The sequence below is a fragment of the Curtobacterium sp. 9128 genome (assembly GCF_007673775.1).
Lineage (GTDB): Bacteria > Actinomycetota > Actinomycetes > Actinomycetales > Microbacteriaceae > Curtobacterium.
In genome coordinates this window covers 320,508-333,677 of sequence record NZ_VEAF01000004.1, presented here as the reverse complement: position 1 = coordinate 333,677, position 13,170 = coordinate 320,508, and the positions used below count along the sequence as shown (strand labels likewise).

The 13,170-nt window shown below is 72.1% G+C and carries 11 protein-coding genes; 6 read left to right on the top strand and 5 right to left on the bottom strand.

Annotated elements, in window-relative coordinates:
* Positions 1-79: 79 nt before the first annotated feature.
* Positions 80-1,972 (bottom strand): ABC transporter ATP-binding protein, encoded by a 1,893-nt coding sequence (locus FS641_RS10480; protein ID WP_395879376.1) that lies wholly within the window; start codon positions 1,970-1,972, stop codon positions 80-82.
* Between the two features lie 135 nt (positions 1,973-2,107).
* Here FS641_RS10480 and FS641_RS10475 point away from each other — a divergent pair, with 135 nt between their 5' ends.
* Entirely contained in the window at positions 2,108-3,535 is a 1,428-nt protein-coding gene (locus FS641_RS10475) for an APC family permease (protein ID WP_144763487.1), read from the top strand.
* Between the two features lie 224 nt (positions 3,536-3,759).
* Entirely contained in the window at positions 3,760-4,683 is a 924-nt protein-coding gene (locus FS641_RS10470; RefSeq protein ID WP_144763485.1) for a hypothetical protein, read from the top strand.
* A 157-nt stretch (positions 4,684-4,840) separates the two neighbouring features.
* Here the strand turns inward: FS641_RS10470 and rplL are convergent, their stop codons facing one another.
* The 4 genes from rplL to FS641_RS10450 form a co-directional block, all read right to left on the bottom strand.
* The gene (rplL, locus tag FS641_RS10465; RefSeq protein WP_144763483.1) at positions 4,841-5,227 is read right to left on the bottom strand and encodes a 50S ribosomal protein L7/L12; all 387 of its coding nucleotides are present in this window, start codon (positions 5,225-5,227) and stop codon (positions 4,841-4,843) included.
* A 54-nt stretch (positions 5,228-5,281) separates the two neighbouring features.
* Positions 5,282-5,797 (bottom strand): 50S ribosomal protein L10, encoded by a 516-nt coding sequence (gene rplJ, locus FS641_RS10460; protein WP_144763481.1) that lies wholly within the window; start codon positions 5,795-5,797, stop codon positions 5,282-5,284.
* A gap of 288 nt (positions 5,798-6,085) precedes the next feature.
* Entirely contained in the window at positions 6,086-7,597 is a 1,512-nt protein-coding gene (locus tag FS641_RS10455) for a cell wall metabolism sensor histidine kinase WalK (protein WP_144763478.1), read from the bottom strand.
* Positions 7,598-7,616: 19 nt separating this feature from the next.
* The gene (locus FS641_RS10450) at positions 7,617-8,357 is read right to left on the bottom strand and encodes a response regulator transcription factor (protein ID WP_144763476.1); all 741 of its coding nucleotides are present in this window, start codon (positions 8,355-8,357) and stop codon (positions 7,617-7,619) included.
* A gap of 103 nt (positions 8,358-8,460) precedes the next feature.
* Between FS641_RS10450 and FS641_RS10445 the strand changes: the two genes are divergently transcribed.
* The 4 genes from FS641_RS10445 to FS641_RS10430 all read left to right on the top strand — a co-directional run bounded on the left by FS641_RS10445 (position 8,461) and on the right by FS641_RS10430 (position 13,152).
* Complete coding sequence (locus FS641_RS10445) at positions 8,461-9,471, top strand: acyl-CoA/acyl-ACP dehydrogenase (RefSeq protein ID WP_144763474.1); 1,011 nt, start codon at positions 8,461-8,463, stop codon at positions 9,469-9,471.
* Positions 9,465-10,817 carry a PIG-L family deacetylase gene (locus FS641_RS10440; protein ID WP_144763472.1) on the top strand — a complete coding sequence of 451 codons (1,353 nt, stop codon included), beginning with the start codon at positions 9,465-9,467 and terminating at the stop codon, positions 10,815-10,817. The genes FS641_RS10445 and FS641_RS10440 overlap by 7 nt, the downstream gene beginning before the upstream one ends.
* Positions 10,814-11,512 (top strand): glycosyltransferase family 2 protein, encoded by a 699-nt coding sequence (locus FS641_RS10435; protein WP_260855780.1) that lies wholly within the window; start codon positions 10,814-10,816, stop codon positions 11,510-11,512. Before FS641_RS10440 ends, FS641_RS10435 begins: the two co-directional genes overlap by 4 nt.
* Positions 11,513-11,619: 107 nt before the next feature.
* Positions 11,620-13,152: an ABC transporter permease gene (locus tag FS641_RS10430; protein WP_144763468.1), complete on the top strand. Its 1,533-nt coding sequence runs from the start codon at positions 11,620-11,622 to the stop codon at positions 13,150-13,152.
* Positions 13,153-13,170: the final 18 nt, after the last annotated feature.

The following is a 13,170-nucleotide window of genomic DNA, read 5'->3' as shown; positions in this document are numbered from 1 at the left end:
GCGGCACCCTCGACACCGGTCCCGGGATCGACGCTGGATGACGCCGTGCGTCGGAGCCCGCCATCACCCCCGGTGGTGATCAGCCGTCGACCGCCCCGGCCGCTGACCCGATCGGGGCGTTCTGCTGGCGGTACAGCATCGCGTAGGTGCCGTCGAGGGCCAGGAGCTCGTCGTGCGTGCCCTGTTCGACGATCTGCCCGTGGTCGAGCACGAAGACGACGTCGGCGTCGCGGATGGTCGACAGGCGGTGCGCGATCGAGATCGTCGTCCGGCCCCGCGCCGCGGCGTCGAGCGCGGTCTGCACGACGTGCTCGGAGATGGAGTCGAGCGCGCTCGTCGCCTCGTCGAGCACGAGCACCGGCGGGTCCTTCAGCATGACCCTGGCGATGGCGATCCGCTGCTTCTCCCCACCGGACAGGCGGTACCCGCGCTCCCCCACCACCGTGTCGTAGCCGTCCGGGAACGAGGCGATGGTCTCGTGGATGTTCGCGGCACGTGCGGCCCGTTCGAGTTCCGCGTCCGTGGCGTCCAGCTTGGCGTACCGGAGGTTGTCGCCGATGGTGGCGTGGAACAGGTAGGTCTCCTGGCTGACGATGCCGATGTGGCGCATCAGGTCCTCGTGCTCGAGGTCACGGACGTCCTCGCCCGCGAAGCGCACCGAACCGGCGGTTGCCTCGTAGAGCCGCGGGACCAGGTACGACACCGTCGTCTTGCCCGCACCGGACGGGCCGACGAACGCAGCGAACTGCCCCGGCCGGAGTTCGAAGGAGACGCCGCGGAGCGTCGGGCGGTCGGCTTCCCCGTCGGGGTAGGTGAAGGTGACGTCGTCGAACGCGACGTGGCCCACCCGCGACTCGTCCACCGTGCGGGCGGTCGGCGAGTCCGTGATGGCCGGCTGGAGGTCGAGGTACTCGAAGATGCGGGCGAACAGCGCCCCCGAGGTCTGCAGGTCGAGGACGACGCGCAGGAGCCCGACGGTCGGGAAGAGCAGGCGCGACTGGACGGTGGTGAACGCGACGATGGTGCCCGCCGTGATCGGGACGCCACCGAGGATCAGGTACGCGGCGACCAGGTAGATGACCGCCGGGATGATCGACAGGAAGATCTGCACGATCGCGAAGAACCACTGGCCGGACATCTGCTGGCGGACCTGCAGGCCGATCTGGTTGCGGTTCTCCTCACCGTAGCGGTGGGTCTCGCTGCGCTGCTGGTTGAAGCTCTTGGCGAGCAGGATGCCGGAGACGCTCAGGGCCTCCTGGGTGATGGCCGTCATGTCGGACAGCGACTCCTGGGTCTGACCCGCGATCCGCGCTCGGACCTGACCCACCCGGCGCTGTGCGATCACCAGGAGCGGCAGCAGGACGACCGCGACCAGGGTCATCTGCCAGCTGAGGAGGAGCATCGCCACCACGGCCGCGATGACGGTGACCGTGTTCCCGAGCACAGACGAGATGGTGTTGTTCAGGACGCTCGCGACACCGCCGACGTCGTTCTGGAGGCGCGACTGGATGACCCCGGTCTTGGTCCGGGTGAAGAACGCCAGCTCCATCCGCTGCAGGTGCGCGAAGAGCCGCATCCGCATCGCGCCCATGACCTTGTTGCCCACCGTGGCCGTGAGGTACGTCTGCCAGACGCCGACCCCGGCGCTGGCGATCCAGAGCGCCACCATCGCCGCGACCAGCTCGGCGAGCACCGGGACGTCCGGGTGGCCCGACGCCGGGAACAACCCGAGGTCGAACGCCTTCTGCGTCAGGAGCGGCGGGATCACCGACAGCGCGGCACCGACGAGCACGAGGACGACCGTCCCGATGATCGCGCGACGGTGCGGCACGAACAGCCCCGCGATGCGGCGGAGCAGGTTCGGGATCACCGGCGCCTCGGCGTTGGCCGCCTTCTGCGCGTCGACGTCGCCGCTCGAGATCCGGCCACCGCGACCGCCCATGCCCCCGCCGCGCATCCCGTGCATGCTCATCGCGAGGTCCTTCCGCCCGGCGCACCCCGAACGGCGTGCTCACCCAGCAAATGTAGCCCCGTGGTCCGACGGAATTGCCCCCGCCCGGACCCCGTGCGAGCATGATCCGTCCCGCTCCCCGTCCCGAGAGGCCCCATGCCGTCCGCGCCCTCCCGTCCCGCACCAGCCCTCCGTCACCAGCTCGCACGACGGAAGCCGATCGACCGGTTGCGGGCCGAGGCCGCGACCGGTGTCGACGGGGAACCGCTCCGGCGGACGCTCGGTGTCTGGCACCTGACGATGATCAGCGTCGGCGCGACGCTCGGCACCGGCATCCTCGTCGTGCTCGGGACGGCGGTGCCGCTCGCGGGCCCGGCCGTGTGGATCTCCTTCGTGCTCGCCGGGGTCGCGGCGCTCCTGTCCGCGCTGTCGTACGCCGAGATGGCCGGAGCGGTCCCGACCTCGGGGTCCAGCTACTCGTACACGTACGCGACCATGGGCGAGGGGATCGCCTGGGTGTGCGGGTGGTGCCTCGTGCTGGAGTACGCCGTGTCGGTCGCCGCCGTCGCGGTGGGCGCGAGCGAGTACGTCGACGAGACGCTTCGGGTGTTCCACCTGCACCTCCCCACCGTGCTGTCCGCTCCCCCCGGCGACGGTGGCGTCGTCAACCTGCCCGCGGCGGCGCTCGTGCTCGTCGCCACCGCGGTGCTGCTCCCCGGTGCCCGCGAGAGCGCATGGGTCAACACCCTGATGGTCGTCGTCAAGATCGCGCTGCTGGTGTTCTTCGTCGCGGTGGCGTTCACCGCGTTCCGGGCGGGGAACTTCGAGCCCCTCGCACCGATGGGCGCCGCCGGTGTGACCGCTGCGGCGTCCCGGCTGTTCTTCTCGTACATCGGCTTCGACGCCGCGTCCACCGCCGGGGAGGAGGCGAAGGACCCCCGCCGTGACCTCCCCCGCGCGATCATCGGGTCGATCGCGCTCATCACGGCGCTCTACATCCTGGTGGCGGTCGCCGCGATCGGCGCACGGTCGTGGACGTCGTTCTCCGCCGACGAGGCGTCGCTCGTGCGGATCGTCGTCGACGTCACCGGGCAGCCGCTCGTGGCGCTCGTGTTCTCGGTCGGCGCGGTGGTCGCGATCGCGAGCGTGGTGCTGACCGTGCTCTACGGACAGACCCGCATCCTGCTCACCATGGCGCGGGACGGCCTCGTGCCGCGGGTGTTCGGCCGGGTGTCACGCCGGACCGGGACCCCGATCGCGAACACGCTGATCGTCGGGGGCGTCGTGACGGTCGTCGCAGCGCTGGTCCCCCTCGGCGAGCTCGCCGACGCGACGAGCATCGGCACGCTGGTGGCGTTCGCCCTCGTGAACGTCTCCGTGATCGTGCTCCGGCGTTCCCAGCCGACGCTCGAGCGCTCCTACCGCGTGCCGCTCTTCCCTGTGGTCCCGGTCCTCGGCACGCTGTGCTGCGTCCTGCTCGCCGTGTTCCTCGGCGCCGGCACGTGGATCGCGTTCGGCGTCTGGATGGTCGTCGGCGCCGCCCTCTACCTGCTCTACGGACGCCGCTACAGCACCCTGCGCTGACGCCGGCCGGACGGCCCGCCCTCCGAACCGGGCCGATCTCACGCGCCCACCGACAGTTCACGGGCGCAGACGCGCGTGAGCTGTCGGTGGGCGCGTGAGCTGCCCGCGGCGGGCCGCCACGGGCCCGCGGCGGACGCCCGAGCTCGGCTGTGAACCGGCGCGCGTTCTCCACAGATTCACGCGGGCGGGCTGACGGGCACCGGCCGGACGGGAGGATCGCCCGTGTGATCGAGAGCAGACACCGACCGACCCTCCTCCGCGCGACCGCCTCGGACCCGAGCGCGGCACGCTCGCTCCAGCGTCGGCACGCTGCGGGCTCGCTCGTCCGGCTCCTCGCCGGGGTGTTCATCGCCGCCGATGAATGGGCATCGCTCAGCCCGGTCGGCCAGCACCTCGCCCGAGCGAGGGCGATCGCGCCGCGACTCCGCGCCGGGTCGGTGTTCTCGCACCTCACGGCGGCACTGATCCACGGATGGCCGCTCGTCGGCTCACCGCCGGACAAGGTGCACGTGGCCGACCCGACGATCCGGGTCGTCCAGCACCGCGCCGGGCTGATCCGGCAACCCACCGTTCGGACGCCGGACACCGCGGCCGTTGCGTTCGACGGTGTCCCCGTCACCAGCGCGCTCGACACCGCGACGTCGGTCATCGTCTCCGAGCCACCGCACCGAGCCGCCGTGGCCATCGACGCGGCACTCCGAACGGGGACGCTGCTGCTCGACGACCTGCGGCGTGCCGTGCCCGTGCGCCCGGCACGGGGATCGGTCCGCGCCGAACAGGTACTGACCGCGCTGCACCCCGCGCACGAGTCGCCGGGCGAGTCGTTCGCCGCGATCCGCTTCGTCCAGCTCGGGCTCCCACCATGCGTTCCCCAGGCCGAGTTCCGGCACGCCGACGGCACCGTCGACCGGGTGGACTTCTGGTTCCCGACGCTCGGCGTCGTCGTGGAGTTCGACGGGAAGCAGAAGTACGTCGACCCCGCCATGCTCGACGGACGCGATCCGACCGAGGTGCTCTGGGCCGAGAAGCGTCGCGAGGACCGACTCCGCGCGGTCCCCGCCGTCCGCGCCGTCGTCCGCGTGACGTGGTGGCACCTCGTGGAGCCCGATCGTCTCCTGGCGCTCTTCCGCGCGCACGGGGTGATGTAGTGAGCGGACAACCTCACGCGCTCACCGACACTGCACGGGCGCAGACGGGCGTGAGGTGTCGGTGAGCGCGAAGAACCGCGTGCCGCGCCCGCACGCCCCGCACACGACGAAGGCCGCCGCCCCGAGGGGCAGCGGCCTCCAGACCAGACGGTCGAGACTACGCGAGCTCGACGGTGGCGCCGGCGGCCTCGAGGGCCTCCTTCGCCTTGTCAGCGGTCTCCTTGTTGACGCCCTCGAGCACCTTGGCGTCGGGGGTCTCGACGAGGGACTTCGCCTCGCCCAGGCCGAGCGACGTGAGGCCACGGACCTCCTTGATGACCTGGATCTTCTTGTCACCGGCGGACTTGAGGACGACGTCGAACTCCGTCTTCTCCTCAGCGGCCTCGGCGGGGGCGCCACCGGCAGCGGCCGGGGCAGCAGCGGCGACGGGGGCCGCGGCGGTGACCTCGAAGACCTCTTCGAACTTCTTCACGAAGTCCGAGAGCTCGATGAGCGTGAGCTCCTTGAAGGCCTCGATGAGCTCGTCCTGCGAAAGCTTCGCCATGATTTTCTCCTACTACTTACTGATGCGTGGTGTGGTTGTGGAACGCGAGCCTGGTCAGGCCGCGGACTCCTGCTTCTCGCGGAGGGCGTCCACCGTGCGGACGGCCTGCGAGAGGGGTGCGTTGAACAGGTACGCAGCACCGAACAGCGAGGCCTTGAAGGCGCCGGCGAGCTTGCCGAGCAGCACTTCGCGGGACTCGAGGTCGGCGAGCTTGTCCACCTCGGTCGCGGTGAGCGGGTTACCGTCGAAGTAACCGCCCTTCACCACGAGCTCGGGGTTCGCCTTGGCGAATGCACGCAGCGACTTCGCGACGGCGACGGTGTCACCGTGGACGAAGGCGAGAGCGGACGGACCGGCGAGCTCGTCGTCGAACGACGAGATGCCGGCGTTGTTCGCCGCGATCTTGGTCAGCGTGTTCTTCACCACGGCGTACGTGGCGTGCTCACGGATCGAGTTGCGGAGCTCCTTGAGCTGCGCGACCGTGAGACCGCGGTACTCGGTGAGCAGAACGGCGTTCGAGCTCTGGAACGCATCCGTGAGCTCGGCGACCGCAGCTTCCTTGTTCGCCATGGTTCTCCTTGGGGTTTCTTGCCGGTAGCCCCAGGTCGATGACTGTGTCGAACACAGTCCACACACGAAAAAAGCTCCGGCGCAGGGGCTCGGAGCTGCTTCCACCAGATGGCGGGAGAGGTTCGGAACACCTGCGCGGGATGCCTCACGAGGAGGACCTTCGGTCGTCGTGCGAGCACGGCGACATCCGGCGGTCTTTGGCTTCGAGAACTGTACCAGACGACGCGCCCCGCGCTCAACCGCCGGACGGCCGGGCCCGTGGCGGCGCCGGCGTGGGCCTGGCGTCCGTCAGGTGGTCGTGTCGGACACGGCAGGGGCAGCCGACCAGTCGGCCGTGTCCGCCGTCGCCTCCGACGACGCGGGCGACGACGGGGTCGAGTGCCCGGGCAGGTGCACCGTGAACACGGTGTTGCCCGGCTCGCTCGTCACCCCGACCGTCCCACCGTGGGCCTGCACGACCGCGTCGACGATCGCGAGCCCGAGGCCCGTCGAGCCGGCGGTCCGGGAACGGGAGCTGTCGGCCCGGGCGAACCGCTCGAAGAGCTTCGGCAGGAACTCCGGGTCGATCCCCTGCCCGGTGTCCCGCACGCTGAGGTCGACACCACCGTCCGGCCCCGCCGCGATGCCGACCGTGATCCGGGTGCCGTCCGGGGTGTGTGTCCTCGCGTTCGTCACGAGGTTCACGATGACCTGGTGCAACCGTGCGGCATCGCCGAGGACCACGACCGGCGACGAGGGCACGTCGACCTCGATCGGGTGCTCCGGCGACGCGGCGTGGGCGTCGTTCACGGCGTCGAGGACCAGGCCGGTCAGGTCGACCTCGTCGAAGGCGATCTCGCGGCCCTCGTCGAGCCGGGCCAGGAGCAGCAGGTCCTCGACCATCGAGGTCATCCGTACCGACTCGGACTCGATCCGGCTCATCGCGTAGACGACGTCCTGCGGCAGGTCGCCGCCCATCCGCCGCGTGAGCTCGGCGTACCCCCGGACGGACGCGAGCGGGGTGCGCAGCTCGTGCGAGGCGTCCGCGACGAACTGCCGCACCTTCTGTTCCGACCGTTCCCGCGCCTGCATCGCGCCGCCGATGTGGCCGAGCATCCGGTTGAACGCGGAGCCGACGCGGCCGACCTCGGTGCGCGGATCGGTGTCCGGCACGCGGACGCCGTCGAGGGCGTCGCTGCGGTCGAGGGGCATCCGCGCCACCGTCGACGCCGTCTCGGCGACCCGCTCGAGCGGGCGGAGGGACCGGCGGACGACGACGGCCGCGACGATCGACGCGGCGAGCAGTGCGGTGGCGACGACGACGATCACGACCCAGAGCAGCGACCAGACGCTCTGGTACACGGGTGACATCGGCAGGCCGACCACGAGCACGGCGTCGCCCGGGTAGCCGGTGTCGACCCGAACCGCGGCGACGCGGTACCGTCCGGTGCTCCCGAGGTCGATCGTGGCCGGGTCGACCCCGACCTTCACGTCACCGAGCCGCCGGAGTTGGTCGGCGTCGAGCGCGGCCGGGGACCCGTCGTCCTGGATCACGATGCCGCCGGCGCGCCCGACGACGTAGTACGCCGTCAGGGTGCCCGCCGCCTGACCCGCCGGTCGCAGGACGTCGTCCCCGGGCGGCTGGTCGCCCTGGCCCTGCCCGAACTTGTTCGTGGCGCGCTTGGTCGCGTTCTGCAGCTGCTGGTCGATCGCTCCGGTCTGGATCGAGGCGAGCGCGATGATGCTCCCCGCGCCGATCACCGCGCTGACGGCGACGACCAGGGCGACGATGCTCAGGACGAGTCGGCGGCGGAGTGTCACGGGGTGGGACCGGTCGTGCTCAGGAGACGGGCTTGATGACGTAGCCCACGCCGCGCACGGTGTGGATCATCGGCTGCTCGCCGGCGTCGATCTTCTTGCGGAGGTAGGAGATGTAGATCTCCACGACGGACGACTTCCCGCCGAAGTCGTACGACCACACGCGGTCGAGGATCTGCGCCTTGCTCAACACCCGCCGCGGGTTGCGCATCAGGAAGCGGAGCAGCTCGAACTCGGTCGCGGTCAGCTCGATCGCACGGCCGGCGCGGGAGACCTCGTACGACTCCTCGTCGAGGACCAGGTCCCCGACGACGATGCGGGAGTCCCCCGCCTCCGAGACGGAGATCTGCGAACGGCGGATGAGCCCGCGGAGTCGCGCGACGACCTCCTCGAGGGAGAAGGGCTTCGTGACGTAGTCGTCGCCGCCGGCGGTGAGCCCGGTGACGCGGTCCTCCACCGAGTCCTTCGCGGTGAGGAACAGCACCGGGGTGTCGTCGTTGTTCTGGCGGAGCCGGTTCAGCACCTGCAGTCCGTCGAGGTCCGGCATCATCACGTCGAGCACCATCGCGTCCGGCTGGAACTCACGGGCCTTCGCCAGCGCGTCCTGCCCGCCGTTCGCGCTCGTGACGTCCCAGCCCTCGTAGCGCAGGGCCATCGACAACAGGTCGGTGAGGCTGGCTTCGTCGTCGACGACGAGGATGCGCAACGGCGAACCGTCGGCACGGGTGAGGCGCGGAGCTGCTGAGGGCTGGGAGATGGTCACCTCTCTGAGTATCGAGACGTTCCTATGAGGCGTCTGTGGGCCAGCCCATGACGGTCTGTGGATGATCCTGCGCCCACTCGGGTGCTGCCCGTAGCGTGGCCGCATGATCAGTTCGAGGGCCTGGCCCACCGACGCGTCGAACGTGGACACCGCCGGCCTGGCTTCCGCAGCCGGGAGGCTCGGTGCAGCCCCCGCAGACCGGCTCGCCTTCGCGAGGACCGTCGCCGCCGCCACGCCGCCCCTGACGACGGGGACCGCCGCCAGGACGTTCGTCACGCTCGCCGCGGTCGCGGCGGCGGACGTCGCGCTCGCACGCACCGTGGAACCGCACCTCGACGCACTGGGGATCCTCGCCCAGGCCGGCGTCGACGTGCCGCAGGACTCGACGTGGGGCGTGTTCGCCGCCGAGGGACCCGGGGTCCGGCTCGAGGCCGACCAGGACGCCGTGCTCACCGGGACCAAGCCGTGGTGTTCGCTGGCGTCGTCGCTCTCCCACGCGCTCGTCACCGCGCACCGGGGCGAGGACCGAGCGCTGTTCGCCGTCGACCTGCGGCAGGACGGCGTCACCACGCACGACGAGCAGTGGATCGCACGGGGCATGCCCGACGTGCCGAGCGGACCGGTCGACTTCGACGGTGTCCGAGCCGTCCCGGTCGGCGGTCCCGGCTGGTACCTCGCGCGTCCCGGCTTCGCGTGGGGCGGCATCGGCGTCGCGGCGTGCTGGTGGGGCGGTGCCGTCGGGCTCGCCCGACTGCTCCGTGCCCACGCCGCCGACCGGCCGGAGAGCGACCTGCTCCGCCTGGCGCTCGGCGCCGTGGTGGCCGACCTCGCCGACGCCGAGGACGCCCTCGCCGACGCCGCCGCCCGCATCGACGCGGACGTGCCGACGGACGGCCCGCTCCTCGCCCAGCTCGTCCGGTCGCGGGTGCGCCGCGCCGTGGACGCCGTCCGGACCCGCGTCGTCGCCGCACTCGGTCCGGGCCCGCTGGTGTCCGATCCCGCGGTCGCCGCGCGGGTCGCCGACCTCGAGCTGTACGTGCTGCAGGACCACGGCGACCGCGACCTCGCGCGCCTCGGGCGCATCGTGCTCGAGCGCGGCGGTGTCGCATGGTGAGCTTCGACCACCGCGAGCCCGGGACCGACCCCGACGCGTGGACCACCTTCCTGGCGACCACCGCCGCCCGGTCGGTCGACCTCGCGGAGACGGACGCCGTCCTGGTGGTCGCCCCGCACCCGGACGACGAGACGCTCGGCGCCGGTGGCCTCATCGCGACCGCGGCGAGCGCCGGGGTCCCCGTGCACGTCGTCCTCGTGTCCCTCGGCGAGGGATCGCACCCGGACTCCCCGACCACGACGCCGGAGGACCTCGCCCGGGTCCGTGCCGTCGAGTTCCGTGACGCCCTCGCCACCCTCCACCCCGAGGTGACCGCGAGCACCCTCGGCGTCCCCGACGTCGGACTCCGCGAGCAGCCGGACACCCTCCGGGACGCCCTCGTCGCCCGCCTCGACCAGACCACCGGGCGCACCCTGCTCGTCGCGCCGTGGTCCGGCGACGGCCACCGCGACCACCGCGTCGCCGGCGAGGTCGCCGAGTCCCTGGCGGCGGAGCGGGACGACGTGGACCTGCTCGCCTACCCGATCTGGGCCTGGCACTGGGACGTGCCGGCGGAGTCCGCGGCGCCGTGGCCGGCGGCGATGACGCTCCCGCTCGGCGACGACGCCCTCACGCGGAAGCGTGCGGCCCTCGCCGCCTACCGCTCCCAGGTGCTGCCGCTGTCTCCGGCCCCCGGCGACGAGCCGATCGTCGACGACCGGCACGCGGCGCACCACCTCCGCGACACCGAGTGGTACTTCGGCGTCGACCGCTCCCGGTCGCGGGAGTCGTTCGACGCGCACTACGCCAGGAAACCCGAGGGGTGGGACTTCGACGGCTCCTGGTACGAACGCCGCAAGCGTGCCGTCACCCTCGCGGCGCTGCCCCGGGAGCGCTACCGCTCGGCGCTCGAGATCGGATGCGCGACCGGTGTCCTGACGGCGGCGCTGACCGAACGCGCCGACGACGTCCTCGGGACGGACATCGCCGCGGCACCGCTCGAACGCGCGCGTGCTCGAGCCCCCCGCGCCCGGTTCGTGCAGGCGTCCCTGCCGTCCGAGTGGCCGGACGGCACGTGGGACCTCGTCGTGATGAGCGAGGTCGGCTACTACCTGTCCGCCGCCGACCTCGACCGGACGATCGACCTGGTGCTCGACCACCTGGCGGACGACGGTGTGCTCGTCGCCTGCCACTGGCGGCACCCCGACGACGAGGCCGTCTCGAGCGGCGACGTCGTCGACGCCAGGCTCGCGGAGCGGTGGCCGCGGCCCGCGGTCGTCCGCCACGTCGAGGAGGACTTCGTGCTGAGTGTCCTGCCGGGCCCCGCCGTGTCGTCCGTCGCCCGTGGCGAGGGGCTCGTCCGGTGACCGGTCGCATCGACGTCGTCGTGCCCGCGCACGACGAGGCCGACCACCTGGCCGCGTGCCTCGGGGCGCTCCGCGTCGCGGTGGACCGCCTCGCGGTCGAGCACCCCACGCTCACCGCCGGCGTGACCGTGGTGCTCGACGGGTGCACGGACGACAGCGCCGCCATCGCCGGGCGGTCGGGGTTCACGGTCATCGAGACCCCGCACGTCGGCGTCGGTCGTGCCCGGTCGCTCGGTGTCCAGCACGCCGTCCGTGCCGCGAGCCCGACCGCTGCCACCCGACACTGGATCGCGAACACGGACGCCGACTCGCGGGTCCACCCCACGTGGCTCGTCCAGCAGGCCGACGCCATGGCGCGCGGGGCACACCTGCTCGTGGGCGCGGTCGTGCCCGACCCCGACGACCTCGACCCCGTGGTGCTCGCTCGGTGGACGGCGGCGCACCCGCCCGGCGCGGCGCTCGGCCACGTGCACGGGGCGAACCTCGGGGTGCTCGTCGCCGCGTACCGCACGCTCGGCGGCTTCGACCCGGTGCCCGAACACGAGGACGTCCGGCTCGTGGAACGCGCCCGCGCGCTCGGACTCCGCGTCGACGCGACGGTCGAGTTCCCGGTGGTGACGAGCGGCCGCTTCACCGGTCGGACTCCCGGTGGCTACGCGGAGCACCTCCGGCAGAGCTACGGCGACGCCTCCTGACACCGCACAGCGCCCTCATACGGACGTGATGGGACGGGCACTGGCCCGCTCCCTACGGTCTCCTCATCCCCGCACCGGCAGCCCCGGTCCGACCAACGAGGAGCACCATGTCCCTGACCTACCTCCGGCGCGAACTCACGAACCGCAGGAGACAGACCGTCATCATCGCGACGGGTATGGCACTGGCCATCGCCCTCGTCGTCATCGTCTCCTCGATCGCGAGCGGCGTGCAGTCGGCGCAGCGGAGCGTGCTGCAGTCCGTCTACGGCGTCGGTACCGACATCACCGTGACGAAGACCACGACCCCGTCGTCGTCCGGCGGGCGCCCGTCCTTCGACTTCGGCGGACAGAACGGGTCCGGCAGCGGCAGCACGCAGCTGTCGCAGTCCCGGTTGTCGGTCGCTCCCGGCACCGGCACGCTGTCGTCGTCGGCCGTGACGACCGTCACGGACACCGACGGCGTGCGGGCCGCGACGGGCGTGCTCACCCTGCAGGACAGCACGTTCTCCGGGTCCGTCCAGCAGCAGAGCGGCAGCGGCGACAGCAGCAGCAGCAGCGACAGTGGAAGCGGCAGCACCGGCACCGGCACCCAGCAGGGGCCGCCGAGCGGCGGGACCGGCGGCGGCTTCGGCGGTGGGTCGTTCAGCGTCGACTCGTTCAGCGTGACCGGCATCCCGGTGTCCGGCGACGCGGTCGGTCCGTTGACGAGCACCACCGTCACGAAGGGGCGCACGTTCCGCGCGGCCGACGCCGGCACGGACGTCGTCGTGCTCGACGCCGCCTACGCGAAGAGCGCGTCGAAGGCCGTCGGGGACACCCTCGACATCGGTGGCACGACGTTCACCGTCATCGGCATCGTCGCCTCCACCGGCTCCTCGAGCACCACCGGGTCGAACACCTACGTCCCGCTCGACACCGCGCAGGCGCTGGCCGACCTCGACGGCAAGGTCACCTCGGTGTACGTCTCGGCGGAGTCGTCCTCCGACGTCACCACGATCACCACGGCACTCCGGAAGCGGCTCAGCGGCGCGACCGTCTCGACCGAGGCCGACCTGGCCTCGAGCGTCTCCGGTTCCCTCGCCACCGCATCGACCCTCGTGGCGAACCTCGGCACGTGGCTGTCGGTCCTGGTCCTCGCGGCGGCGTTCTGCATCGCCGTCCTCTTCACGATCTCCGGCGTCACCCGACGCACCCGGGAGTTCGGCACCCTCAAGGCCATCGGGTGGTCGAACGGCCGCATCACCCGGCAGGTCGCCGGCGAGTCCCTCGTCCAGGGGCTCATCGGTGGCGTGGTCGGCGTGGCCGCAGGGCTCCTCGGTGTCCTCGTCGTGAACGTCGTCGCGCCGACGATCTCGGCGAGCGCCGCGACGAGCACCCGCGGCCCCGGGCGGGGCATGCCCGGCGGTGCCGCGACCGCCGCAGCCGGCAGCGGCACCACCGGTGGAGCACCGGCCGGTGGGTTCGGCGGCGGCGCGAGCACCGCGGCGACGACGGACGTCGTGCTGCACGCGCCGGTGACGGTGGAGGTGGTCCTGCTCGCGGTCGGCCTGGCGGTGCTCGGCGGCCTCGTCGCCGGCGCACTCGGCGGCTGGCGCGCGAGTCGGCTCCGTCCGGCCGAGGCGCTCCGGAGCGTGGCCTGATGACCGACGAGCACACCG

Coding starts and splice junctions, on each gene's coding strand:
- rplJ (WP_144763481.1), bottom strand. CDS start 5,797: ATGGCGAACAAGGAAGCTGCGGTCGCCGAGCTCACGGATGCGTTCCAG.
- FS641_RS10475 (WP_144763487.1), top strand. CDS start 2,108: ATGCCGTCCGCGCCCTCCCGTCCCGCACCAGCCCTCCGTCACCAGCTC.
- FS641_RS10480 (WP_395879376.1), bottom strand. CDS start 1,972: ATGAGCATGCACGGGATGCGCGGCGGGGGCATGGGCGGTCGCGGTGGC.
- rplL (WP_144763483.1), bottom strand. CDS start 5,227: ATGGCGAAGCTTTCGCAGGACGAGCTCATCGAGGCCTTCAAGGAGCTC.
- FS641_RS10430 (WP_144763468.1), top strand. CDS start 11,620: ATGTCCCTGACCTACCTCCGGCGCGAACTCACGAACCGCAGGAGACAG.
- FS641_RS10445 (WP_144763474.1), top strand. CDS start 8,461: ATGATCAGTTCGAGGGCCTGGCCCACCGACGCGTCGAACGTGGACACC.
- FS641_RS10440 (WP_144763472.1), top strand. CDS start 9,465: ATGGTGAGCTTCGACCACCGCGAGCCCGGGACCGACCCCGACGCGTGG.